Raw genomic sequence first — 22,512 nt, 5'->3', positions numbered from 1 at the left:
CTCCGGGGAAGGACCGGCGACCGACATGGACAAGCCCACGCACCTGATCGAGTTCGAGACGATGCTGCTCGGGCGGCACCTCTATCTGAACTCGCCCCGGGCCGGCGGTCGCCTCGAACGCAGCGCGTACATCGTGCTCAGCCGCATCCGGATGGAGGGCCCGATGTCCATCGGCCAGCTCAGCGACGCCTTCGGCCTGGACGCCTCCACGCTCAACCGGCAGACCGCGGCCATGCTGCGCGCCCACCTCGTCGAACGCATCGCGGACCCCGAGGGCGGCATCGCCCGCAAGTTCCGCATCACCGCGGAGGGCGAGCGCCGGCTCGACACCCACCGCCGGGAGAGCGTCCAGGGGCTGGAGAGGGTGCTGGCCGGGTGGGAGCCGGCGGAGGTCGCCGCCTTCGCCGCGTATCTCAAGCGGTTCAACACGGACATCGAGAACCTGGACGAACGCCCCTGGCCGCGTCCCTGACACCGCCCCCGCGGCACCGGCCGGCCCCCCGGCCTCGTCCGCGCGCCCGCCCCTCCGCTTCGACCGCGCACCCGCCCCTGCACCCGGCCCATGGGGCGTTGCGCGTCCCACGGGCCGGGTGAGGGTCAGCCGCCGGTGACGGAGGCGCGGCGCTTGACCAGCCACCACGCCCCGCCGCCGAGGACGAGCACCGCGGCGATCGCGCCGCCGACGAGCAGTCCTGTGGAGGAGCCGTCGTCGTCCTTCTTCTCTCCTGCCTCCGCGGCCGTGGTCTCGTTCGTGGACAGCGTCGCCCCGGCCGACGGCGTCGGGCTGGGGGTCGGACTCGCGCTCGGGCTGGGGGCGAGGGGGGTCGCGCCCGGTGCCGCCGCCTTCAGTTTCAGGAGCGGGGCAGGCTGTTCCGCCTCCTCCCCGTCCTCGGGCAGCTCGATCCAGCGGGAGATCTCACCGTCGCTGTACGTCTCCACGGTCTTGAACGCCACCTCGTCGGCGTCCGGGAGCTGGCGGACCTTCACCTGGTACTCGGCGTCGACCCCGGTCCTCAGCGCCGGACCGCCCACCACGTAGCCGTCGGCGGTGACCTTGAGGCTCCAGCCCTTGGGAGCCTTGCCGAGCGACACGTCAGCCGGTGCGATCCCCTCGGGCAGGACGACCCGCACCTCGCGGAAGCCCGCGGAGGCGGACTCCGCCTCGGAGACGAAGGTGAGCGTGACGTTCTCGGCGAGGGCCTGCGCCTTGTCGGCCTCGACCTCCGCGTGCGCGGCGGCGGGCACCGCGAGCGCGAGGACAGCCGTCAGCGCGGCGGCGCCGGTCAGCCCGGCACGGCGGAGGTTCGCGGACACGGACGAGGACTGCGGGGACGTTGACGTCGTAGTTGCGGACGTCGTGGCTGCGGACGTCATGGCTGCGGACGTCGTGGACGTGGACACAGAGGAACTCCTTGCTGGTGGAACCGGGCGGGCCTGGACGGCCGGACCCGGGTGAAGGGGACGAGCGGGACGGGCGTACGTCCCGGAGGTCCTCTGCGCACCAGCGTGTGTTCGAGTGTGGTCGTCCGCGGTCCCGCCGGGCGGTCGAGGGAGCGGGTCGGCGGGGCGGGCGGCGGCTCCTGGACGGCGGCCGTGCCGGTCGGCAGCAGCCGGGACAGTACCGCCACCGCGAGGGCGCGCAGCGTACGGCCGGTGACCAGCACCGCCGTGATCGCCGCGTCGGCCCGGTGGAGGAGCCAGGCGACCAGGAGGGCGGCGCAGACGTGGGCGGCCGTCATCGCCCCCGCGGTGTGCTGCCAGGGGTGTCCGCCGCCGCCCTCCGCCGTCGCGGAACGACCGGCGTGAGCCAGGTGCTCCGTACCGGTGTGCCCCGTGCCGTGGTGGCCGCCGCCGGCGGCCGTGCCCAGCGCGAGATGCAGGGCAGCCTGCGCGGCGAGCGTGCCCCCGGCGACCGTGAGCAGTCCCGGGCGGCGGCGGGCGAGGGGGCGTACGGCGGCGAACTGCGCGACGGCGAGGGCGGCCACGAGGCGCCACGGCACCTGTCCGCCGTCGACCGCGTGATGGCCGACGGCCGCGAGCACGCTGCCGACGACAGTGAACGTCATGGCCCGGACCACGGCCGCCGCGAAACCCGGCCCGGGGCCGACGGCCCGGCCTTCGCCCCGCGTCACCTGGTCACCCGGCACGGTCGCCCGCCGTCCTCCCCCGCGCCCGTCACGTCGCCGGGCGTCGCGGCACATCATTTCGCGTCACGGCGCGGCGCGTACGGCGTTCGCCTCGTCGCGTACGCCCACGTCCACGTAGGAGGCGGGCTTGCGCGCTCGGCTCACAGGCAGCCCACGCGCTGGAAGTCGGGGCGCAGCCCCACTTCCAGGGGCGCGGGGAACTGCGCGACCAGCCCCCACCGGCCCGCGGACGAACCACCCGGCCGGTCGGCGTTCACGCCGGGAGGGGCGGCCGCGGGCCGCTCAGGCCCCCGCGGCGAGGGACCAGCTCGGGACGCGGCCGGCCAGGCGGCACGCGAGGAAGTACAGGGGAATCGGCGGGGTGTAGGGCGAGTCGCCGGCGGGGCTGTGGATCAGCCGGGGTTTCACGGAGAAACGGCCGCGGCGGGCCCGGGTCCAGGACGGGTCGGCCCGGCGGGCGCCGACCGTGTAGGTGACGGAGGGCGGCCAGCTGACGCCGATGTGGGATCCGGCGGGGACGACCCACCACCAGCGTCCGCCGCCCGCGGAGCCGTCGTCGGAGTCGTCGGCGAAGACACAGCCGATACGGGGCAGACAGTCCAGGATGCGTTCGCCGTGCTCCCTGGACGTGCCCACCACGTCACACCCCAGACCGGTGCGCAACTGTGCGGGTATGACCAGGCGGATCGGGCGCTCGGACGGGGACGTCACGGTCGTACGCGACCAGGGGTCAGGGGCGTGCTGCAGTTCCATGAGGCAGGGATCCTTCGGCCGAGTGGGGGGCGGGCCGGGTGAGGTGCGGGGTGGACACGAGCCCGGAGGGGGCGTGTGCCCGTCTGTCCGACGGCAGGGGGGACGGCTGGGACTGCGGAGACGGCAGGGACGGCGGGGGGACCGTCGCCGGACGCGCCGGAAGGACGGCCCAGACGACGCGTCCGGAGCCGTGGGCGGTGTCCCGCGTGCCCCAGTCGGTGCTGAGCATGCCGACCAGCATGAGTCCGCGGCCGCCCTGGTCGTCGAGTCGGGCGGTGCGCTGGGCGGGGATCGACAGACCACGGTTCTGGTCCTCGACCTCCAGCTGGATCCGCTGTCCGTCGGAGCGCAGCCGGCACACGATCCGCTCGCTCGCCGTGTGCGTGAGCGCGTTGGTGACCAGCTCGGACGTCACCAGGACAGCGTTGTCACATGCCTCGGGATCCGTGCCCCACGCGCGGAGCAGTTCGGTCACGTTCCGGCGGGCCAGGCCGACCGAGGCGGGGGTGGGAGGCAGGCCGAACACGCCCGACCTGTCGAGTGCCATGTCTGATTTTTTGTCGATCGCGCCGTCTGTCACGCTCTCGGTGCGTTCGTCCGCGGGCAGTCGGCCCAATGGCTTGGGGAGAGAGGGCGGAGCCATCGCCGTTCGCCTTTCGTCTGCCTTCGCACCGGGGGTCAGACCGGTGCCGGTACCCCACGGATCCGCTGCGCCGCGGGGTGCGAACACCCCGTTGCGGACAGTGACGATGCGCGGACCGTTCTCCCCCAACTGGGCCGCGCCGTCAGGTCGTTCACCGGGCCGTGACGGTACGCCCTACTGTGACACCTGCCAACATCAGCTCGCAACCGGCAAGTTGAAAATTGCAATTCAGCAGGTGCATGCTTCCTCTGTCGAACGGGTGATCGTGACAGACTGCGACCTCGAAGCCCGCTGTGAGGGGGTAAGGCGTGACCGCTGAGACCGACTGGGGTGGCGCGCCCTCCGTCCTGCGCATGATCCTCGGCAGACAGCTGGAGGAACTGCGCACCAGGGCCGGACTGACGTTCGAGCAGGCGGGTGCGGCGCTCGGAGTCAGCCACTCCACGATCCGCCGTATGGAGGCCGCCAAGGTGGCCCGGCTGCGGCTCCCCGACGCGGAGAAGCTGCTCCAGATCTACGGCGTGACCGACCAGCAGGAGATCGACACCTTCCTGAAGTCGGTCCGTGAGGCGAACAAGCGCGGCTGGTGGCACACCTACCGCGATGTGCTGCCCGACTGGTTCTCCGCGTATCTGAGCCTGGAGCAGGCGGCGCTGCAGATCCGCGCCTACGAGGCACAGTTCGTACACGGCCTGCTGCAGACCGAGGAGTACGCGCGCGCCCTGCTGAGCGCCGGCAACCCGCACGCCTCGGTGGACGCGACGGACCGCCGGGTGGCCCTGCGCATGCGGCGCCAGGAACTGCTCACCAAGCCCTCGCCGCCGCGCGTGTGGATCGTGATGGACGAGACGGTGCTGCGGTGGCCGGTCGGCGGCCCCGAGGTGATGCGCGCCCAGATCGACCATCTGATCGAGGTCAACTCACTGCCTCACGTGACGTTGCAGATCATGCCGTTCGCGAACGGTCCGCACCCGGCCATGCGGGCCGGCGCGTTCCACCTCTTCCGGTTCCGGGCGCGCGAGCTGCCCGACATCGTCTATCTCAGCGGCCTGGTGGGCGCTGTGTACCTGGACAAGGACGACGACGTCGTGGTCTACCGCGAGGCCCTGGACCGGCTGGGCGCCCAGTCGGCGCCCGCCAGAAAGACCGAGGCCCTCCTCGGTGCGATCCGCAAGGAGCTCTGACGTGCACCACCACATACGCAACGGCATTCCGTCCCGCGAACTCGGCAACCGCGGCTGGTACAAGCCGTGGAGCGACGACGCGGGCGGCGCCTGCGTCGAGGCGAAGAAGCTCGGTGACGGCCGGGTCGCGCTGCGCCAGTCCACCGACCCCGACGGTCCCGCGCTGGTCTTCACCCCACGTGAGATGACGAGTTTCCTGGCGGGCGTGAAGGCCGGCCGCGCCGACTTCTTGCTCTGACCGCTGTTCCGAAACTCCTGCTGGTGCTTGAGCGTTCACCGTGAACCGACGACATGATGGGAGATCGGCGTTGCCCGACAACGACGGATGGCCTGCCGACCGGATCGACACCGAGAGCGCGCACTCGGCTCGCATCTACGACTACATCCTCGGAGGCAAGGACTACTACCCCGCCGACAAGGAGGCGGGTGACGCCATGGTGCGGGAGTGGCCCGCCATGCCCGTGCACATGCGGGCCAACCGCGACTGGATGAACCGCGCGGTGCGCTGGCTCGCCGAGAGCGCGGGGATACGCCAGTTCCTGGACATCGGGACGGGCATCCCCACCTCCCCGAACCTCCACGAGATCGCCCAGTCGGTGGCGCCCGAGTCCCGTGTGGTCTACGTGGACAACGACCCCATCGTCCTCACCCTGTCCCAGGGGCTGCTCGCCAGCGCCCCCGAGGGCCGGACGGCGTACATCGAGGCCGACTTCCAGCACCCGGAGGCCGTGCTGGGCTCCGCGGAGTTCCTGGAGACCCTGGACCTGGACAAGCCGGTCGCGCTGACCGTCATCGCGATCGTCCACTTCGTGCTGGACGAGGACGACGCGGTCGGGATCGTCCGGCGCCTGCTGGACCCCCTGCCCGCGGGCAGCTATCTGGCGATGACCATCGGTACCGCCGAGTTCGCGCCCGACGAGGTCGGCCGGGTCGCCCGTGAGTACGCGGCGCGCGGCATGCCGATGCGGCTGCGGACGATCGGGGAGGCCGAGGAGTTCTTCGACGGCCTCGAACTGGTCGAGCCCGGGATCGTCCAGGTGCACAAGTGGCTTCCGGACGGAACGGGCGAGGAGGGCGTCCGGGACGAGGACGTCGCGATGTACGGGGCGATCGCCCGCAAGGGGTGACGCTGTCGCTGTAAGCATGTGTGAACCGGCCCGCAGACTCCTGTACGACGTCTGCGGGCCGGTGGGGGTTGAGCGCGCGGTTCCCCGCGCCCCTCCGGGGGCGCCGGACGGGGCGCCCTCACACCTCATCCCTACCTCAAATCAAAAGCCCACAACTCGGGCCATGCGGTCACTCACTTGACGACCGGGCGTCACACACGGTTGGCTCCGGCCAGCGAAAGTCGGACAGTCGGCACCTCGTCCCGCCGCCCGTCACAGCGACTTGACGCCCCCATCCGCTTGTCGGCCGCACAGCGAGGTGCTGTTCCCCCATGACCCACACCCCTTCCCGTCCCCTTTCCAGCAGATCCGCGCGCGGCACCGCCGCCCTCGCCGCCTGCGCCGCCGTCTCCCTGCTCGCGTCCGGCTGCACCGGCTCGGACGGGGCCGACTCGGACGCCACCACGGCGGGCAAGGCGGGCGGCTCCGGGATCAAGGTCGCCCTGATCACCCACAGCGCCCCGGACGACGCGTTCTGGGAGCGGGTGCGCAAGGGCGCCGAGGCCGCCGCCGCCAAGGACGGCATCGACCTGGCGTACCAGAGCGACCCCGACGCCGCCGGACAGGCCAAGCTGGTGCGCGAGGCGGTCGCCGACAAGGTCGACGGCATCGCGGTGACCCTCGCCAAGCCCGAGGCGATGAAGGGCGCGGTCGCCGCGGCCAGGGCGGCGGGTATCCCGGTGGTCGGCCTCAACTCCGGTATCGACGCCTGGAAGGCGGGCGGCCTGCTGCAGTACTTCGGCCAGGACGAGAGCGTCGCGGGCCGGGCCGTCGGCGACAAGCTGGACTCGCTGCGCGCCAAGCACGCCCTGTGCGTCATCCACGAGCGCGGCAACGTTGCCGTGGAGGCCCGCTGCGCCGGTGTGAAGAAGACCTTCGGCGGCCGTACCGACCTGGTCTACGTGGACGGCACCGACGAGGACGCCCTGATCGAGTCCGTCGCCGCCGCGCTGCGCCAGGACCCGACCATCGACGAAGTCGTGATGAACGGCGCCCAGTTCGCCCTCGCGGCCGTCAAGTCCGTGAAGGAGGCCGACAGCAAGGCGAAGATCGCCACCTTCGACCTCAACAGCGACATCGTCAAGTCCGTGCAGAGCGGGGACGTGCAGTTCGCCGTGGACCAGCAGCCCTACCTGCAGGGATACCTAGCCGTGGACGCGTTCTGGCTGTACGAGACCAACGGCAACGTCAGCGGCGGCGGGGAGCAACCGGTACTCACCGGACCGGCGTTCGTCACCAAGGAGAACGTCGCCTCGGTGGCCGAGTACGCGGCCAACGGGACCCGCTGAACGCCCGCCGGGGCTGCCCGGACGGAGATCGCCTTATAACGGCGATGACAAGGTTTGGGGTACTCACGGTGCGTACGGTCACTTGTACGGATAGCATCCTGCGGACCCCCTGTGTGTACAGGACACGCGCTCACCCTGCGCGTCCGTCCCCTGCCCTGCTCCGCCGACGATCCGACACCCCCCGCGACCGCCCGAACTTCCCCGCGACTGCCCCCTGCTCACCGCTGATCGCTCTAGGACGACGATGTCTCCACGGACAGGCGCCCGCCGCCGTCTCGGCTCCATACGTCTCTCGCTGATCCTGCTGGCCCTGGTTCCCAGCGTCACCCTCGCCGCCATGTGGGGTGTGACGACGATCCAGATGTTCTCCGAGGGCCTGCGGCTGCGGGACCAGACCGGCCTCAGCCGGTCGACCGGGGCCATGGGTACCGACGCGACGCTGGCGCTGCAGAAGGAACGCAGCCTGTCGGCCGTGCTGCTGGCCTCGCCCGACGGCTCCCGCAGCGCCCTGGACGCGCAGCGGGAACGTACCGACAAGGCCATCGCGACGCTGGTCGGCCAGTCCGACCGGATCCGCGAGGCACCCACCCGTATCCGCGACCGGATGTACTCGGTCATCGCGTCGGTGGGCAGCCTGGAGTACTACCGCGGGCAGGTGGACAACCCCACCGACATCACGCCCGAGCAGGCGCTGGACCAGTACACGTCGATCATCGACGACCAGATCCACGCGTTCCAGGAGATCTCGCAGGTCGACGACGGCGAACTCACCTCGCAGGCGGGCCCGCTCGTCGCTCTGGAGCACTCGGCGGAGCTGGTCTCCCAGGAGGACGCCCAGCTGCACCTGGTGTGGCCGGCGGGCAGGCTCGACGACGAGTCGTGGAGCCACTTCACCCAACTGGTCAACGCCCGGCGCTTCCTCGTCGAGGACCAGCTCATCCCGTCGCTGCGCGGCTCCGTCAAGACACAGACCGAGCGGATCCTCCAGGGCTCCGACTGGAAGTCCCTGGAGACCGTCGAGGAGCAGGTGCTCGCGGCCCGCGCGAAGGGCGGCGACGGCGGGCGGATCGACCTCCCGGACGCGGAGAAGCGCTGGAGCACGGCGTACGACAAGCTCCGGCTGCAGTACTCCACCCTGATCCAGCAGGAGACGGCCGCGCTGCTGCAGCGCAGTGACGACCAGGCCGAGGCGCTGCTGATCAAGGCCGCCGCGCTGAGCGCCGCCGGACTCGTCGCCCTGCTGGTGTGCGTCTTCATGTCCTGGCGCATCACCCGCTCCCTGTCCCGGCGGCTGCGCGGACTGCGGATCGCCACCCTGGGCCTCGCCGAGGAGCGGCTGCCCGACGTCGTGGCGCGCCTCGACCGCGGCGAGACGGTCGACGTGGAGTCCGCGACACCCGAGCTGGACTACGGCCGCGACGAACTCGGCCAGGTGGCGCAGGCGTTCAACACCGCCCAGCGCACGGCGGTCAACACCGCGGTGGAACTCGCCGACACCCGGCGCGGTTTCCAGAAGGTCATCCTCGGCATCGCCCGGCAGAGCCAGAACCTGGTCAACCTCCAGCTCACCAAGCTCGACGCGCTGGAACGCCGGCACCAGGACCCGGAGATCCTCAAGGGCCTGTACGAACTCGACTCCACGGCCAGCCAGTTGCGCCGCTACGAGGAGAACCTGGTCATCATCAGCGGTGAGCGGCCCGGCCGCAGCTGGACCGAGCCCGTCGCCCTGATCGACATCCTGCGCAGCTCGGTCGGCGAGGTCGCCGAGTACCAGCGCGTGGAGGTGCAGACCGAGGAGGAGGTGTTCCTCGCCCCGCCGGCGGTGGCCGACGTCATCCACCTGCTCGCCGAACTCATCGACAACGCCACCACGTACTCCCCCGCGCCCAGCCCCGTCGGGGTGCGGGCCGGGCTGGTGGCCAAGGGCCTCGCGGTGGAGATCGAGGACCGCGGGCTCGGCATGTCCGAGGACGACTACGCGTCGTTCAACGCCCAGTTGGCGGTGCCCCCGCAGTTCGACGTGGTGGCCCTCGCCGACGACCTGCGGCTCGGCATGTTCGTGATCGCCCGGCTCGCCAACCGGCACGGCATCACCGTCACGCTGCGCCCCTCCCCGTACGGCGGCACGACCGCGATCGTGCTGATCCCGTACGAGATCGTGGTGCGCGAGTCCCCGGAGTCCGCCGCCGGGGGCGCGCGGGCGGCCGACGAGGCGCGCAGGCCCGCCGGGGAACCGGCCCGGGTCGCCGTCACCGCGAAGAGCACGACCGCGCGGGACACCGAGGACGCCGAGGCGGACGGCCCCACGCACGAACGCTCGCGGGAGGCACAGCCTGTCGCCCGCACGCGCACCGCCGAGGTGCCCGCGGCACGCACCGCCACCCTCGGAACCCGCCCCGAGGCGGGCCGTGCCGACGCGGGCCGTGCCGATACGAGCCACGCAGGTGCGGGTGCGGACCACGGCGGTGCCCGCCACGCCCGTGCGGGCCGTTCCGGGCCGGGCGGGCTCCCGGCCCGCGACGGGCTCAAGGCGCTGCCACGCCGGGTGCCGCAGACCAGCCTGGCCGCCGAGTTGCGTGAGGACTCCGTCACCGACACCGCCGACGAGGCCCACAGCTCCCTGGACGACTTCACCGCGGAACGCGCGGCCTCCTCCCTCGCCGGATTCCAGCGCGGAACACTCCAGGCGCGTGACAACGACGCGGATCCGTCGTACGACCAAGGGGAAGAAGCCGCGCCCGAAGGCGCTTCCGTCACCTCGACTCCGCCCGCTGACCGCTCATGAAGGACAGAGAAATGACACGCCCCATCCCTGCCACGCACAGTCAGCTCGACCAGCTGCTCACCGGACTGGTGGACCGGGTCGCCGAGGTGAACCAAGCCGTCGTGCTCTCCGAGGACGGACTGGTCGTCAGCAGGTCCACGGGGTTCCTGCGGGACGACGCCGAGCGGCTGGCGGCGACCGCGTCCGGTCTGATGAGCCTCAGCAAGGGCGTCAGCATGGACTTCCGCGGCGGGCCCGTCCGGCAGGCGCTCATCGAGATGGCCAACAGCTATCTGATCCTCACCACGGCGGGCCCCGGTGCCCATCTGGCCGTGCTCACCAACCGGGGCGCGGACGTCGGAGTGGTCGCGTACCAGATGAACATGCTGGTGAAGAAGATCGGCGAGCACCTCAGCGCGGCACCGCGAGCCGGCGTCGCCACCGACTCCGGCGAGTGAAGTGAACGGAGGCGATTCGGCGGGCCGTCTCGTCCGGCCGTTCACGCTGACCGGCGGGCGCACCCGGCCCAGCCGCGCCGACTTCACCCTCATCACGTCGGTGACCACGGTGGATCCGCCACCCGCGCGGGCCGCGCGGCCGCAGCCCGAACAGGCGCGGATCCTGCGGCTGTGCGTCAAGCCGGTCGTGGTGGCGGAGCTGGCCGCCCAGCTCGATCTGCCGGTGAGCGTGGTCTGCATCATGCTCTGCGATCTGCTGGAGGCGGGCCGGATCACCGCCAGGGCACCGCGTGAGATCTCCCGCACCTCGGACCTGGACCTGCTGCAGAAAGTGAGGGACGGCCTTGGCCGGCTCTAGCCCCGTCATCCAGGGGACCTCAGCACCCGACACGGTGAAGATCCTGATCGCCGGCGGGTTCGGCGTGGGCAAGACCACCATGGTCGGCTCGGTCAGCGAGATCGTGCCGCTGCGCACGGAGGAACCGCTCACCGCGGCCGGCCTGGGCGTCGACGACCTGGGCGGCATCCCGGAGAAGCACGCCACCACGGTGGCCCTGGACTTCGGGCGGATCACGCTCAGCCAGGAACTCGTGCTGTATCTCTTCGGCACGCCGGGCCAGCAGCGGTTCTGGTTCATGTGGAACGACCTGGCCATCGGCGCCCTGGGGGCCGTGGTGCTGGTCGACGTCCGCCGCCCGGAGTCCAGCTTCGCCGCCATCGACTTCTTCGAGCGGCGGGGCATCCCGTTCGTCGTCGGCGTCAACGGCTTCCACGGCGAACATCCGTACGAGCCGGAGGAGATCCGGGAGGCCCTGGCGCTGCCGGAGAACGCGCACGTGCTGCTGTGCGACGCCCGGGACCGCGAATCGTGCCGGGACGTACTGATCGCGCTGATCGACCAGTTGATAGCGACCTCGGCCCGGAGCAACGGAAACGGCCGGCCCGACGCCCCGGCCTGAGAGCGGGCGGGCCCGGCACGGGTGGGCCCGGCACGGGTGGGCCCGGCACGGGTGAGCCCGGCACGGGTGAGCCCGGCACGGGTGAGCCCGGCACGGGTGAGCCCGGCACGGGTGAGCCCGGCACGGGTGGGCCCGGCAGCGGTGGGGCTTGAGATCTGGTGGGCGTGGGCACAACAAAGAAGCCGGAGCCGTGTGCGCGACGGCGGGCCGTCCACGCCCCGTCGGCTTGCGGACACCATGGCGTCACACCGGGTGGGCATGTTTCGGCCGTCCCCTCCTGCCTCGCCGTGACCGTCCGCCCGCCCCGCGCGGGTATGACGCGGAAGGACGACGTGCGCCGTGTCCTCGCTCCCGCTCGAATCCGTCCCCCGGGCGCTCCCCACGCCCGCCCCCGCTCCGCCCCTGACCCCCGTCCCATCCCCCGATCCGGCTCCCGCCCGCCTCCCCTCGGTCGGGCGCCCGGTCCGCTGGGCGCTGACCCTGCTCCCGCTGCTGCTGATCGCGGTATGGGCGGCGGCCGACTGGCGGACCGTCCGCGACGGAACCGCCCGGCTGGCCACCGCCGACCCCTGGTGGCTGCTCGCCGCGGTCCTGTGCACCTGCCTGGGCTGGGTGGCCGCCGCGTGCGTACGCCAGGGCGCCATCCCCGACCGGCTGCCGCCGGGGCTGCTGCTCGCCTCGCAGTTCGCCGCCGGTGCCGCGAACCATGTCCTCCCGGCGAGCATCGGCGCCCACGCCGTCACCCTGCGCTTCCTCCAGGGCCGGGGCATACCCCTGGCCCGCGCCACCGCCTCGCTCGCGCTGTACTCCCTGGTCAGACCGGTCGCCAAGACGATGGTGCTGCTGGTCTTCGTGGTGGCCTACCCGGAGTTGCTGCACCTCGGTGAACTGGTCCCGGACGGACGGACCATGGCGCTGGTCGCCGGTTCCGTCGCCGCCGGGTTCGGCACGGCCGCGCTGCTCGTGACGACCGTACGTCCCCTGCGCCGCCCGGCCGCGGACTGCGTACGCACCGCCCTGACCGACGTACGGCTGCTGCACCGGCGGCCCGCCCGGATCATCGCCCTCTGGGGCGGGTCGGCGGCGACCCCGTTGCTGCAGGGGAGCGTGATCGCCACGGTCGGCTTCTCGCTCGGGCTCCCGCTGTCGTGGGCCCAGGTGGTCCTCGCGCTGCTCCTGGCCAGTACGGCGGTCGGGGCCGTTCCCGCGCCCGGCGGGATCGGGCCCGTGGACGCGGCACTGGTGTTCACCATGGTCGCGTTCGGCGCCCCCGTGGGCATCGCGGCGGCGACCGTCGTCGGCTACCGCGTCCTGACGGTCTGGATACCGCTGCTGCCGGGCGCACTGGTGCTGTCGGCCCTGGTGCACCGCAGGGTGCTGTGAACGGCGGGGCGCTGTGAAGGGCGGGGTGCCGACGTCCCGTCCCGGCTACGAGGCCGCCCCGCCGCCATCGATCTCCGCCACATGGGACACGTTCTCGCGGTCGTCGGCGTCCGTACTGGGCTCGGCGTCGAACCACGCGTCGAGGATCTCCTTGAGCAGCGGTTCGGACGTCAGCCGCAGCCCGAGGGCCAGCACGTTGGCGTCGTTCCAGCGGCGGGCGCCGTCGGCCGTGTAGGCGTCCGTGCACAGCGCGGCCCGTACGCCCGACACCTTGTTCGCGGCCAGCGACGCGCCCGTGCCGGTCCAGCAGCACACGACCGCCTGGTCCGCCCGCCCGGCGGCGACATCACGGGCCGCCGCCTCCGAGCACACCGCCCATCGCGCGTCGCCCCCGGGCCGCAGCGCCCCGTGGGCCCGCACTTCGTGGCCGCGCTCGCGCAGTTCCGCGACCAGCGCGCGGGCCACGGGTTCGTCCATGTCGGAGGAGACGGAGATCCGCATGCGCCGGAGACTACCGGGAGGGACCGGCGGACATCCATCGGCCGTCATCGACAGCCCGTCATCCACAGCCCGTCATCCGTCGCTCGTCACCCGCCGCTCGTCACCCATAGGCGGCGATCGCGGTCCGGACGAACGGGTCGAGTACGGGGTTCGGGTCGCCCTGGTTCCAGGCCAGCATCACGCGGCTCGGCGGCATGTCGGTCAGCGGTACCACCGTGAGCCCCCGCGCCGGCACGTGGTCGAGGAGCGTCATACCGACCGTGCCGTTCCAGAGAACGGCCTGCTGACACTCCTGCACCGCCCGCACCACGGGCCCCTCGCGGGGTTCGCCACCACTCCAGTACGACTGCCAGAGCGGATCGGTGCCCGCGGGGAACCGGAACCAGCGGCGGCCGGTCAGGTCGGCCAGTTTCAGGCTCTCGCGGCCTGCCAGCGGATCGTCGGCGCGCAGCAGCGCCCCCACCGGGTCGGCCCGCAGTTCACGCACGGCCAGTCCGGTCTCGTCGAACGGCCCGCGGGTCAGGGCGATGTCGACCGATCCGGCGCGCAGTCCGCAGGTCGGATCGGTGAGGTCGGTCTCGCGGACGCGGACCTCGACGTGCGGGTACTGACGGCGATGGGCGGCGGCCAGCCGGAGCGCGCCCGGGTCCGTGCTGTCCCCGAGGATGCCCACGGTGAGGAGGGCGGCACCGGCCGCCGCGGCCACGCGTTCGCGGATCCGGTCGGACCGGCCGAGCAGGTCGCGCGCCTCGTCGAGCAGCAGCGCCCCCGCCGCGGTGAGCGCGACCCCGGCGGAGGACCGGTCGAACAGCGCGGCACCCAGTTCGCTCTCCAGACGCCGGATAGCCCGGCTCAGCGGCGGCTGGCTCATGTGGAGCCGGGTGGCGGCCCGCCCGAAGTGGAGTTCCTCGGCGACCGCCACGAAGTAGCGCAGCGTGCGTAGCTCCATGGGCGCCACGATAGCCATGCGGACACCTCCGCTGATACCCGTACGGTATCGAGGTGCCGGAACGGGTCTTGGACAGCCGGGGCGCCCCCGCAGTGTGATCAAGGCATGACTGACGCACTCGAACCCGCCTACTGGATCGTCGCCGGACTGCTCGCCCTCTTCTACCTCTACGGGGGCGGGGTGAAGGTGGTCAGGAGCCGGGAGGGGCTGCGCCCGATGATGGCCTGGGTGGACAGCACGCCGATGCCGGCCGTCAGGGCGATCGGCGTGATCGAGGTCCTGGGCGCGATCGGACTGATCCTTCCGCCGCTGACCGGCATCGCGCCCTGGCTGGCCCTGGCCGCGGCCGTCGGGTTCGCGGTCCTGCAGATCGGCGCGACCAGGGTGCACCTGAGGCTCGGGGACCGGCGGATCGCCCTCAACATCACGCTCCTCCTGACCGCCGCGGTGACCGTGTGGTTGGCGACGGTCTGGCTGTGAGCGACGCCGGCCCCGCTGTGCGCGCGTTCACCCCGGATGCGGCTCGCGGGTGAGGGGGTCCGGGGCCGGATCCAGGGCCGGGTCCAGGGCCGAATCCAGGGCGGAGGGGATCCCCTCCGCCTCGTGCGGTGCGGGCGCGAAGACCCGCTGAAGGCTCGCTTCGAGGTCGTCGAGGGCCTGCCGCGCGGTCACGATCCGCTCCCGCAGCTCGCGTTCGGCCTCGATACCCGCGCGCTGCACGGGCGTCGACACCGAGACCGGCACCGGCATCGGCACCGGCGCTGCGGGGAGTAGGCCGACCGCCCCTCGCACCTCCTCCTGCTCGCGCTCCAGATCGCGGGCCTCGTCGAGGGAGCTGATGACGACCCCGATGAGCACGTTGACGAGGACGAAGGAGGCGAGCAGCACGTAGGAGGCGTAGTAGACGATGCTCCAGCGGGAGATCTCCAGGCCCGCGCGGACCGAGTCGCCCAGGCCGTCCAGGGTCATCAGGAGGAAGAGGGTGAGCACGGCGCGGCCGAGGGAGCCGAAGTGCTCGGGGTCGCTCTCGGCGAAGGCGACCCAGCCGACCATCGCGTAGACGTAGAGCAGCAGGGCGCCGACGATCAGGAAGCTCATGGTGCCGGGCAGGCTGCGGCCCACGGCGACGAGGAAGACGCGCAGCTGGGGCAGGAACCTGGCGGTGCGCAGGACGCGGGCCAGGCGCAGCAGCCGCAGGATGGTGCCGTTCTCGCGGACGACGGGCAGGAACGCGGAGAACACGACGGCCAGGTCGAACAGGTTCCACGGATCGCGGAGGAAGTCCCGCGGGCGGTCCGCGTGGGCGCCCGCGCGCAGCAGGATCTCCACCGTGAAGGCCGCCAGGAAGCAGTGCTCGACGAGCTTCAGCTGCCCGTGCCAGCGGTGGACGACGCCCGTGTAGGTCTCGATGCCGAGGACCAGCGCGTTGGCGATGATCAGCGTGAAGACCGCGACGGCGAACCAGCGGGCCTCGGTGACTCCGCGGCAGCGCTCGGCCAGGGCGGCACGGGTGGTCCGGGTGTCCCGGGAACCGCGGCTGCCGGGTAAGTGTGTGGCCGCGTCATCCGTCATCGCGCGCTTCCAGCTCCCTCTTCGTGAAGTCGTACGCTCCCGCCAACTTCTACACTACTGTAGAAATAAGCGATGCCCGGGCCGTTCCAGGCCGACCGGGCACACCTCTCACACGTACGGAGATCTCATGGCCCTGTGGGACCGCATCAAGGATTCCGCGTCGACGATGCAGAACCAGCTGGTGGCGAAGAAGAACGACCTCAAGAGCGGTGCCTTCCGCGACGCCTCCATGGCGATGTGCGCGCTGGTCGCCGCCGCCGACGGCACGATCGACCCGTCCGAGCGCCGCCGGGTGGCCCAGCTCATCGCCACCAACGAGGTGCTGCAGAACTTCCCCGCCGACGACCTCCAGCGCCGCTTCGACGCCAACCTCGACAAGCTGGTCGCGGACTTCGACTTCGGCAAGGTCAGCGTGCTGCAGGAGATCGCCAAGGCCAAGAAGAAGCCCGCCGAGGCACGTGCCGTGGTCCAGATCGGCATCGTCATCGGCGGCGCCGACGGCGACTTCGACAAGACCGAGCAGGCCGTCGTCCGCGAGGCGTGCTTCACCCTGGACCTGCCGCCGCACGAGTTCGACCTCTGAGAACGGCTGCCGGAACGGGTGGGACGGACGGGGCGACCGCCTCGGCCGTCCCACCCGTTCCGGCGGTTCACAGAATGCCGTCGGGGTCGAGACCGGTTCCGACCACGAGGGTCACCACGCCCGCGGCGGCGTCCGAACCCTGCGCGGCCCGCGTGTCGGGCAGCCGCGAGGCGAGCACCTTCGCCTGCGCGCCCATCCCCTGCGGGTAGGTGGCCGTGGTGGCGCGGGTCGTCTCCGGGGCGTTGCCCGTGCCGACGACGGTGAACCCGGCCAGGCGCAGTTTCGCGGCGACGACGGCGGCCCGCCCCGAGACGCCCGTGCCGTTGAGGACCTGGACGCGGACCCCGGACGCGTATATCAAGTCGTCCTTGGCCTCGGCCTGCAGCGCCTTCTTGTCGACCTCCTTGTCCTTGGCCAGGGAGGTGAACAGGTCGTCGGCCTGCGGGTACTGCCACACGACGTTGGCCCTGTCGGCGGCCACGTCCGCCTCACGCGGGTAGTTGGGCACGGTGAGGAAGGTCAGCTTCTTGCTGGGGATGCCCTTGAGTTCGGACGCCAGACCGTACAGCGGCTTGATACCGGCAAGGTCCTTGTCCGTGGTCAGGGACTTCGTGGCCGACTGCAGGAAGTCGTACAGCGAGGTCGGGCTGGTCAGCTTGGACTGCGCCTTCCCGGCCAGCGCCTCCATGAACTCCTGCTGGCGGCCGATGCGGCCGAGGTCGGACCCGTCACCGACGCTGTACCGCGCGCGTACGTAGCCGAGCGCCTCCTCGTCCTTGACGGTCTGGCAGCCGGCCTCCAGGTCCAGGTGGGCCTTCTCGTCGTGGATGGCCTCCTCGGGGCAGACCTCGATGCCGTCCAGTGCGTTGACCATGCCCTTGAAGCCCTGGAAGTCGACGGACATGAAGTGGTCGATACGCAGTCCGGTGTTGGCCTCGACCGTCTTGATGGTGCAGGCGGCGGCGCCGGCCACCTCGCCGGTGCTCCCGCCGATCGCGAACGCCTCGTTGATCTTGGCGTGGTGCGCCGCGGAGGTGCTGTCGTCACCCTTCTCGCACGCCGATATCTGCACCCAGGAGTCGCGTGGGAAGGAGACCACGGTCGCCCATTTCCGGTTGGCCGGGACATGCATCACCATCAGCGTGTCGGACTGCATGGTGGTCAGGTCCTTGCCGTACTTCGCGTTGTCGCCGTCACGGCTGTCCGAGCCGACGACCAGGATGTTCTTCGAACCGGGACTGAGGTTCTCGGGACGGTCCCCGCCGAGCTTGTTGTCGATGTCGGCGGCGCCGATGTTGCCGTTCAGGTCCTGGTATATCCAGGCGCCGACGCCGGCCGAACCGAGGACGAGTACGGCGAACACCCCCGCCGTCCACGCGACGATCCTCCCCCGCCGCGTCAGTCTCGTCGGCCGCGCCGAACGAGCCCCCCGCTCCGAACGCGCCGCCCGCCCCGAGCTGCTTCCGGCCGGAGCATGCCGCCGCTGTCCCCTACCGCCCACAGGCGCCCCTTTCCCACGCTCGGCCGCACTCTCCGGCCGGCCCCTGACTCACGAGCGCCCAGCGCCCCCGTTACTCCGAACGGCGAAACTCTACATTCATGTAGAGATACGGACGGGAGGCGGGTACGACTCACCCCGCCGACCGGCCGCCCGGCCCCTGCTCACAGCGGTGTCGCCGCGTGCAGGATGAGAACCATCGTCACCGCGGAGTTCGCGGAGGACAGCGCGGACACCGCGGTCCCGGCCGCCGCGCCCCAGGCGGCGAGGCCCACCGAGGTGAACACCGACGGCCAGGTGCGCGGCACGGGCGCGGGGCCGAGCAGCGCGGCGACCCGGCGCGGCACCGGGCCCGGCGCGGCGAGGCCCGCGAGCGTGGGTACCGGGGTGCCGCGGGAGACCAGGGCGGCCTTGCCGATCGCGCAGGCCACGGCCCGGCGGCTGCCGACCACCCGGGCGGCCTCCTCGTCGGCCCACCGTTCCGCCGTGTAGGACACGGCCGTGCACAGCGGGCGCAGGAACGGGTTGGCGCGCGCGGCCAGTCGGGCGGCGAGCAGGAACCGGTGGTGCCGCGCGGCCAGATGCGCGCGCTCGTGGGCGAACAGGGCGCGCCGCTCGGCGGGTTCGAGGCAGGAGAGGAGCGCGGTGGTCACCACCACCCGGTCCCGCCGCCCACCGGGGAGGGCGTACGCGTACGGCACCTCGTCGGGCAGGACGGCCACCTCGGTGCCGGGCAGGTCGGCGAGCGCCAGGTGGGCGCGCCGACGGACCCGCCGGTGCCGCCACAGCGTGCGCCCACAGACCAGCAGCACCGCGAGGAGCGCCGGGATCGCCAGCTTCCCGGCGATCTCGTCGTACGGCACGGCCTCGCGCACCTCGGGATCCGACCAGCCGTCGGGCAGCGGGTTGCCGGGCAGCTGTGCCGTGCCGACCACCATCAGCAGTCCCAGGCACACCGTGCTGCACACCGCCATGACCACGGCGAGGCCGGTCAGCAGCCGGGTGGCGGTCCGCGGGTGCAGCCGCTGCTCGGCGAGCCGGGCGATCGGCCACGCCGTCAACGGCAGGACCAGCGGCAGAAAGACGAACACCCCCATGAGGCTTCAGTCTTCCCTCTGCGCCTCGGAGTGGGCCAGCAGTTCACGCAGCAGCCGCTCGTCGTTCGGCTCCAGGGACGTCACGAAGCTGGCGAGTACGGCTTCCCGGTCCCGTTCGCCGTCGAGAACCCGGCGCATCCGGCGAGCGGCCAGCCCTGCCTCGTCCGACGCCGGGGTCCACACGAAGGACCGGCCGACGCGCTCCCGGGTCACCGCACCCTTGGCCAGCAGCCGGGTCAGAATCGTGATGACGGTCGTATAGGCGAGATCACCACCCAGCCGCTCCTGCACCCACCCCGCCGTCGCGGGCCCCTCCGCCGCGCGCAGGGCCGACAGGATCTGGGCCTCCAGCTCGCCCTGTCCCCGCCGAGGGGGACGCTGCCGCTGGTCCGTCACGCCCTGCCTCCCTTCCACCGACTCCGAAACACGGGCGGTCCATGGTATCGACGCCGACCCCCACCTTTGACGCCCGCGGCCGCCGCCCCCCTTCCCCTTTTTCTACAGTGTTGTAGATTTAATCTCGGGGCCCCGGACGACCCCTGCCCCACCCCACACATCAAGCACGCATCAAGCACACATAAAGCACGCATCGCGCACGCACGCATCGAGAAGGAGTACGCAGTGGGAGTTTCCCTGGCCAAAGGCGGCAATGTCTCGCTCAGCAAGGAAGCGCCGGGCCTGACCGCCGTGCTCATCGGCCTCGGCTGGGACGTACGGACCACGACCGGCGCCGACTACGACCTCGACGCCTCGGCCCTGCTGCTCGACACCTCCGGCAAGGTCCTGTCCGACCAGCACTTCATCTTCTACAACAACCTGACGAGCCCCGACGGTTCGGTCGAGCACACCGGTGACAACCTCACCGGTGAGGGCGAGGGCGACGACGAGTCGGTCAAGGTGAACCTGGCGGGCGTACCCGCCGAGGTGGACCGGATCGTCTTCCCGGTCTCCATCCACGACGCCCAGGCCCGCGGGCAGAGCTTCGGGCAGGTCCGGGGCGCCTTCATCCGCGTCGTCAACCAGGCGGGCGGCGCGGAGATCGCCCGCTACGACCTGTCCGAGGACGCCGCCACCGAGACCGCGATGGTCTTCGGCGAGCTGTACCGCCACGGCGCGGAGTGGAAGTTCCGCGCGGTCGGCCAGGGATACGCCTCCGGCCTCGCGGGCATCGCCGCCGACTTCGGCGTCAACGTCTGAGGAGACGCCGGCGCCCGACACGAACCGCCCGCCCCCGGGCCTGATCCCCGGGGGCGGGTTCGCCGGACGGGGACCCGCCGGGCGGGAGCCCGCCGCGCCGCCCGGGCTCGGGCTGAGCCGGCGCACGCACTCGCCCGGCTCAGCCCGGTACATCACGGAGCGCAGATGACCCGGGCGCGCACCTGCCAGGATCCGGCGGTTCCGTTCCGGTCCTCGGAGACCTGGACCAGCGAGCCGCTCCCGGGCGCACGACAACTACGCCGCAGTCGGGCCCACGCGAGGGCGGATGCGCAGACCCCTTGCGCCCGACGACGTATCGGCCGGGCGCCGGGAGCGGTGTCAGCCCTCGGCAGGCGTCAGCCGCAGCGAGATGCTGTTGATGCAGTACCGCTGGTCGGTCGGTGTCGCGTAGCCCTCGCCCTCGAAGACGTGGCCCAGGTGCGATCCGCACCGGGAGCAGCGGACCTCGGTCCGCGACATCCCGTGGGAGCGGTCCTCGATCAGCTCGACCGCGTCGGAGTCCTTCGGGTCGTAGAAGGACGGCCAGCCGCAGTGCGACTCGAACTTCTCCGTGGAAGTGAAGAGCTCGGCTCCGCACGCCCGACAGGAGTAGACGCCCGTCGTCTTGGTGTCGGTGTACTCACCGCGGAACGCCGGCTCCGTGCCGGCCTGGCGCAGGACGGTGTACTCGGCCGGGCTCAGCTCCGCACGCCACTGCTCGTCCGGCTTCTCGATGTCGTACGACATGAAAGCTCAACCCCTCTACTCAGGTACCGCTACTTCGACAGGCGGGTCAGGATCTCGGGTCCGAGGTCCGTCACGTCTCCCGCGCCCATGGTGAGAACGAGATCACCGGGCTTCGCCATTCCCGCCACCACCGCGGGCACCTGTGACATGTCGTGCACGGGCGTCACGTCCGCGCCCGCCGCCCACGCCGCGTCGATGATCAGCTCGCTCGTCACACCCGGGACCGGGTCCTCGCGGGCCGGGTAGATGTCCAGGACCAGCGAGGCGTCCGCGAGGGCCAGGGCCTGGCCCATCTCCTTGCCCAGTTCCTGGGTGCGCGAGAAGAGGTGGGGCTGGAAGACGACCAGGATGCGCGAGTCGCCGGCCGCCGCCCGCATCGCCTCCAGGTCCGCGGTCATCTCGGTGGGGTGGTGCGCGTACGAGTCGATGACCTGCACGCCCGCCTCCTCGCCCTTGAGCTGGAGGCGCCGCTTCACCCCCGTGTACGAGGCGAGGGCGGGGGCCAGCTCGGCCGCGGGAATGCCCAGGGCCACGCCCGCCGCCAGCGCCGCCACCGCGTTGTGCGCGTAGTGGCGGCCGGGCACCGACACCGTGAAGGTGAGCGTGGAGCCGTTCAGCTCGACGGTCACCTCGCTCTTCAGGCCCTGCGGGACCACGGACAGCACGCGTACGTCCGCGTCCTCCGACTCGCCGTACGTCACCACGTCGATGGTGTCCCTGATGCCGGCCGGCAGCCGGCGGGTCAGCTCGCGCGCGCCCTCCTGGTCCGCGGCGATCACCAGCGTGCCGCCCGGCACGATCTTGCCGGCGAACGTCTCGAAGGACTCGTAGATCTCGTCCATGGAGGCGTAGTTGGCGTGGTGGTCCAGCTCCACGTTCAGCACGATCGCCACCTGGGGCGCGTACTTGTGGAAGCTGCGGTCCGATTCATCCGCCTCGGCGACGAAGATCTCGCCGTCGCCGTGCAGGGCGTTGGACCCGGGGACGTCGAGGTCGCCGCCGATCGCGTACGACGGGTCCAGGCCCAGGGTCGACAGGGAGACCGCCAGCATCGACGTCGTGGTCGTCTTGCCGTGCGTGCCGGCCACCGCGATGGGCCGCAGGCCGTCCATCAAGCGGGCGAGGGCGTCCGAACGGTGGACGACCGGGATACCCAGCTCGGCGGCGCGGGCCAGCTCCGGGTTGTCCGCGCGGATCGCCGAGGAGACGACCACGCAGGTGGCGTCCGCCGCCAGGTGGTCCGCGGCGTGCCCGAGGTAGACGGTGGCGCCCAGTGCGCGCAGGGCCTCGGCGGTCGCGGAGTCCTTCGCGTCGCTGCCCGCCACCGCGGCCCCGCGCTGCGCGAGGATCTTCGCGATGCCCGACATCCCGGCTCCGCCGATGCCGATGAAGTGCGGTCGGTCCATGGCGGTAGGAAGGCCGGGTGCCATACGTATTTCTCCCAGGATGCGGCTGTGACGATGAGCGCCCCCACCCTATTCGCTACGCCCACCTGAGCGGCCCCGCGGCTTTCAAAGCCAAAAGACTGCGCAGTTCCCCGCGCCTCTAGGTCGTTTCTGATGGCTCTTGTTGGGTGGGGTGGACCAAGCTTCTGACCGGGCAGGTGCGGGGCATGGTGCGGC

General features: G+C 71.8%; 25 protein-coding genes. 13 read left to right on the top strand and 12 right to left on the bottom strand.

The window, feature by feature from the left end:
• Positions 1-25: 25 nt before the first annotated feature.
• Positions 26-472, top strand: coding sequence for a MarR family winged helix-turn-helix transcriptional regulator (locus tag C6Y14_RS40850; RefSeq protein ID WP_107021999.1), 447 nt, complete (start codon positions 26-28; stop codon positions 470-472).
• A gap of 125 nt (positions 473-597) precedes the next feature.
• Here the strand turns inward: C6Y14_RS40850 and C6Y14_RS40845 are convergent, their stop codons facing one another.
• From C6Y14_RS40845 to C6Y14_RS40830, 4 genes are all read right to left on the bottom strand, one after another.
• Positions 598-1,314, bottom strand: a complete 717-nt coding sequence (locus C6Y14_RS40845) for a DUF1775 domain-containing protein (RefSeq protein ID WP_225891530.1) — start codon at positions 1,312-1,314, stop codon at positions 598-600.
• Between the two features lie 56 nt (positions 1,315-1,370).
• Positions 1,371-2,147, bottom strand: coding sequence for a hypothetical protein (locus C6Y14_RS40840; RefSeq protein ID WP_107021997.1), 777 nt, complete (start codon positions 2,145-2,147; stop codon positions 1,371-1,373).
• Positions 2,148-2,429: 282 nt separating this feature from the next.
• The gene (locus C6Y14_RS40835; RefSeq protein ID WP_107021996.1) at positions 2,430-2,900 is read right to left on the bottom strand and encodes a hypothetical protein; all 471 of its coding nucleotides are present in this window, start codon (positions 2,898-2,900) and stop codon (positions 2,430-2,432) included.
• Positions 2,878-3,447 (bottom strand): ATP-binding protein, encoded by a 570-nt coding sequence (locus C6Y14_RS40830; protein WP_225891529.1) that lies wholly within the window; start codon positions 3,445-3,447, stop codon positions 2,878-2,880. The genes C6Y14_RS40835 and C6Y14_RS40830 overlap by 23 nt, the downstream gene beginning before the upstream one ends.
• Positions 3,448-3,851: 404 nt before the next feature.
• Between C6Y14_RS40830 and C6Y14_RS40825 the strand changes: the two genes are divergently transcribed.
• The 9 genes from C6Y14_RS40825 (at position 3,852) to C6Y14_RS40785 (ending at position 12,746) form a co-directional block, all read left to right on the top strand.
• Complete coding sequence (locus tag C6Y14_RS40825; protein ID WP_107021995.1) at positions 3,852-4,727, top strand: helix-turn-helix domain-containing protein; 876 nt, start codon at positions 3,852-3,854, stop codon at positions 4,725-4,727.
• Position 4,728: 1 nt separating this feature from the next.
• Positions 4,729-4,965: a DUF397 domain-containing protein gene (locus C6Y14_RS40820; protein ID WP_107021994.1), complete on the top strand. Its 237-nt coding sequence runs from the start codon at positions 4,729-4,731 to the stop codon at positions 4,963-4,965.
• A gap of 70 nt (positions 4,966-5,035) precedes the next feature.
• Positions 5,036-5,854, top strand: coding sequence for an SAM-dependent methyltransferase (locus C6Y14_RS40815; RefSeq protein ID WP_107021993.1), 819 nt, complete (start codon positions 5,036-5,038; stop codon positions 5,852-5,854).
• 311 nt (positions 5,855-6,165) lie between these two features.
• Entirely contained in the window at positions 6,166-7,182 is a 1,017-nt protein-coding gene (locus tag C6Y14_RS40810) for a substrate-binding domain-containing protein (RefSeq protein WP_107021992.1), read from the top strand.
• A 244-nt stretch (positions 7,183-7,426) separates the two neighbouring features.
• Positions 7,427-9,967: a sensor histidine kinase gene (locus C6Y14_RS40805; protein WP_107021991.1), complete on the top strand. Its 2,541-nt coding sequence runs from the start codon at positions 7,427-7,429 to the stop codon at positions 9,965-9,967.
• Positions 9,968-9,978: 11 nt separating this feature from the next.
• Positions 9,979-10,404 carry a roadblock/LC7 domain-containing protein gene (locus tag C6Y14_RS40800; RefSeq protein WP_107021990.1) on the top strand — a complete coding sequence of 142 codons (426 nt, stop codon included), beginning with the start codon at positions 9,979-9,981 and terminating at the stop codon, positions 10,402-10,404.
• A gap of 1 nt (position 10,405) precedes the next feature.
• The gene (locus C6Y14_RS40795) at positions 10,406-10,762 is read left to right on the top strand and encodes a DUF742 domain-containing protein (RefSeq protein WP_107021989.1); all 357 of its coding nucleotides are present in this window, start codon (positions 10,406-10,408) and stop codon (positions 10,760-10,762) included.
• Positions 10,749-11,363 carry a GTP-binding protein gene (locus tag C6Y14_RS40790; protein ID WP_107021988.1) on the top strand — a complete coding sequence of 205 codons (615 nt, stop codon included), beginning with the start codon at positions 10,749-10,751 and terminating at the stop codon, positions 11,361-11,363. The genes C6Y14_RS40795 and C6Y14_RS40790 overlap by 14 nt, the downstream gene beginning before the upstream one ends.
• A gap of 339 nt (positions 11,364-11,702) precedes the next feature.
• Positions 11,703-12,746 carry a lysylphosphatidylglycerol synthase transmembrane domain-containing protein gene (locus C6Y14_RS40785; protein ID WP_107021987.1) on the top strand — a complete coding sequence of 348 codons (1,044 nt, stop codon included), beginning with the start codon at positions 11,703-11,705 and terminating at the stop codon, positions 12,744-12,746.
• Between the two features lie 45 nt (positions 12,747-12,791).
• Here the strand turns inward: C6Y14_RS40785 and C6Y14_RS40780 are convergent, their stop codons facing one another.
• Together C6Y14_RS40780 and C6Y14_RS40775 are read right to left on the bottom strand one after the other, a co-directional pair.
• Positions 12,792-13,247: an RpiB/LacA/LacB family sugar-phosphate isomerase gene (locus C6Y14_RS40780; RefSeq protein ID WP_107021986.1), complete on the bottom strand. Its 456-nt coding sequence runs from the start codon at positions 13,245-13,247 to the stop codon at positions 12,792-12,794.
• 100 nt (positions 13,248-13,347) lie between these two features.
• The gene (locus C6Y14_RS40775; protein ID WP_199855043.1) at positions 13,348-14,196 is read right to left on the bottom strand and encodes a LysR family transcriptional regulator; all 849 of its coding nucleotides are present in this window, start codon (positions 14,194-14,196) and stop codon (positions 13,348-13,350) included.
• Positions 14,197-14,301: 105 nt separating this feature from the next.
• Here C6Y14_RS40775 and C6Y14_RS40770 point away from each other — a divergent pair, with 105 nt between their 5' ends.
• The gene (locus C6Y14_RS40770; protein WP_107021985.1) at positions 14,302-14,676 is read left to right on the top strand and encodes a DoxX family protein; all 375 of its coding nucleotides are present in this window, start codon (positions 14,302-14,304) and stop codon (positions 14,674-14,676) included.
• Between the two features lie 27 nt (positions 14,677-14,703).
• On the opposite strand, the gene C6Y14_RS40765 is transcribed toward C6Y14_RS40770, so the two are convergent.
• The gene (locus C6Y14_RS40765) at positions 14,704-15,768 is read right to left on the bottom strand and encodes an ion transporter (RefSeq protein ID WP_107021984.1); all 1,065 of its coding nucleotides are present in this window, start codon (positions 15,766-15,768) and stop codon (positions 14,704-14,706) included.
• Positions 15,769-15,895: 127 nt separating this feature from the next.
• On the opposite strand from C6Y14_RS40765, the gene C6Y14_RS40760 reads away from it, so the two are divergent.
• Complete coding sequence (locus C6Y14_RS40760) at positions 15,896-16,351, top strand: tellurite resistance TerB family protein (RefSeq protein ID WP_107021983.1); 456 nt, start codon at positions 15,896-15,898, stop codon at positions 16,349-16,351.
• A gap of 67 nt (positions 16,352-16,418) precedes the next feature.
• On the opposite strand, the gene C6Y14_RS40755 is transcribed toward C6Y14_RS40760, so the two are convergent.
• From C6Y14_RS40755 to C6Y14_RS40745, 3 genes are all read right to left on the bottom strand, one after another.
• Positions 16,419-17,852 carry an LCP family protein gene (locus C6Y14_RS40755; protein ID WP_199855042.1) on the bottom strand — a complete coding sequence of 478 codons (1,434 nt, stop codon included), beginning with the start codon at positions 17,850-17,852 and terminating at the stop codon, positions 16,419-16,421.
• A 161-nt stretch (positions 17,853-18,013) separates the two neighbouring features.
• Positions 18,014-18,946, bottom strand: a complete 933-nt coding sequence (locus C6Y14_RS40750) for a M56 family metallopeptidase (RefSeq protein WP_107021982.1) — start codon at positions 18,944-18,946, stop codon at positions 18,014-18,016.
• Between the two features lie 6 nt (positions 18,947-18,952).
• Positions 18,953-19,342 carry a BlaI/MecI/CopY family transcriptional regulator gene (locus C6Y14_RS40745; protein WP_107021981.1) on the bottom strand — a complete coding sequence of 130 codons (390 nt, stop codon included), beginning with the start codon at positions 19,340-19,342 and terminating at the stop codon, positions 18,953-18,955.
• 225 nt (positions 19,343-19,567) lie between these two features.
• Here C6Y14_RS40745 and C6Y14_RS40740 point away from each other — a divergent pair, with 225 nt between their 5' ends.
• Positions 19,568-20,143, top strand: coding sequence for a TerD family protein (locus C6Y14_RS40740; protein WP_107021980.1), 576 nt, complete (start codon positions 19,568-19,570; stop codon positions 20,141-20,143).
• A 339-nt stretch (positions 20,144-20,482) separates the two neighbouring features.
• Here the strand turns inward: C6Y14_RS40740 and msrB are convergent, their stop codons facing one another.
• Both msrB and murC read right to left on the bottom strand, forming a co-directional pair.
• Positions 20,483-20,890: a peptide-methionine (R)-S-oxide reductase MsrB gene (gene msrB / locus C6Y14_RS40735; protein ID WP_107021979.1), complete on the bottom strand. Its 408-nt coding sequence runs from the start codon at positions 20,888-20,890 to the stop codon at positions 20,483-20,485.
• A 29-nt stretch (positions 20,891-20,919) separates the two neighbouring features.
• Entirely contained in the window at positions 20,920-22,320 is a 1,401-nt protein-coding gene (murC, locus tag C6Y14_RS40730) for a UDP-N-acetylmuramate--L-alanine ligase (RefSeq protein ID WP_107021978.1), read from the bottom strand.
• Positions 22,321-22,512: the final 192 nt, after the last annotated feature.

The sequence above is a fragment of the Streptomyces dioscori genome (assembly GCF_003024195.1).
GTDB lineage: Bacteria > Actinomycetota > Actinomycetes > Streptomycetales > Streptomycetaceae > Streptomyces > Streptomyces dioscori.
The sequence above is the reverse complement of the archived record's forward strand: the minus strand, read 5'-3'. Positions and strand labels throughout refer to the sequence as shown.

Excerpts from the sequence above, each read along its gene's own strand:
- C6Y14_RS40850 (WP_107021999.1), top strand. The coding sequence starts at position 26 with ATGGACAAGCCCACGCACCTGATCGAGTTCGAGACGATGCTGCTCGGG.
- C6Y14_RS40835 (WP_107021996.1), bottom strand. The coding sequence starts at position 2,900 with ATGGAACTGCAGCACGCCCCTGACCCCTGGTCGCGTACGACCGTGACG.
- C6Y14_RS40830 (WP_225891529.1), bottom strand. The coding sequence starts at position 3,447 with ATGGCACTCGACAGGTCGGGCGTGTTCGGCCTGCCTCCCACCCCCGCC.
- C6Y14_RS40810 (WP_107021992.1), top strand. The coding sequence starts at position 6,166 with ATGACCCACACCCCTTCCCGTCCCCTTTCCAGCAGATCCGCGCGCGGC.
- C6Y14_RS40805 (WP_107021991.1), top strand. The coding sequence starts at position 7,427 with ATGTCTCCACGGACAGGCGCCCGCCGCCGTCTCGGCTCCATACGTCTC.
- C6Y14_RS40800 (WP_107021990.1), top strand. The coding sequence starts at position 9,979 with ATGACACGCCCCATCCCTGCCACGCACAGTCAGCTCGACCAGCTGCTC.
- C6Y14_RS40780 (WP_107021986.1), bottom strand. The coding sequence starts at position 13,247 with ATGCGGATCTCCGTCTCCTCCGACATGGACGAACCCGTGGCCCGCGCG.
- C6Y14_RS40775 (WP_199855043.1), bottom strand. The coding sequence starts at position 14,196 with ATGGAGCTACGCACGCTGCGCTACTTCGTGGCGGTCGCCGAGGAACTC.
- C6Y14_RS40770 (WP_107021985.1), top strand. The coding sequence starts at position 14,302 with ATGACTGACGCACTCGAACCCGCCTACTGGATCGTCGCCGGACTGCTC.
- C6Y14_RS40765 (WP_107021984.1), bottom strand. The coding sequence starts at position 15,768 with ATGACGGATGACGCGGCCACACACTTACCCGGCAGCCGCGGTTCCCGG.
- C6Y14_RS40760 (WP_107021983.1), top strand. The coding sequence starts at position 15,896 with ATGGCCCTGTGGGACCGCATCAAGGATTCCGCGTCGACGATGCAGAAC.
- C6Y14_RS40750 (WP_107021982.1), bottom strand. The coding sequence starts at position 18,946 with ATGGGGGTGTTCGTCTTTCTGCCGCTGGTCCTGCCGTTGACGGCGTGG.
- msrB (WP_107021979.1), bottom strand. The coding sequence starts at position 20,890 with ATGTCGTACGACATCGAGAAGCCGGACGAGCAGTGGCGTGCGGAGCTG.
- murC (WP_107021978.1), bottom strand. The coding sequence starts at position 22,320 with ATGGCACCCGGCCTTCCTACCGCCATGGACCGACCGCACTTCATCGGC.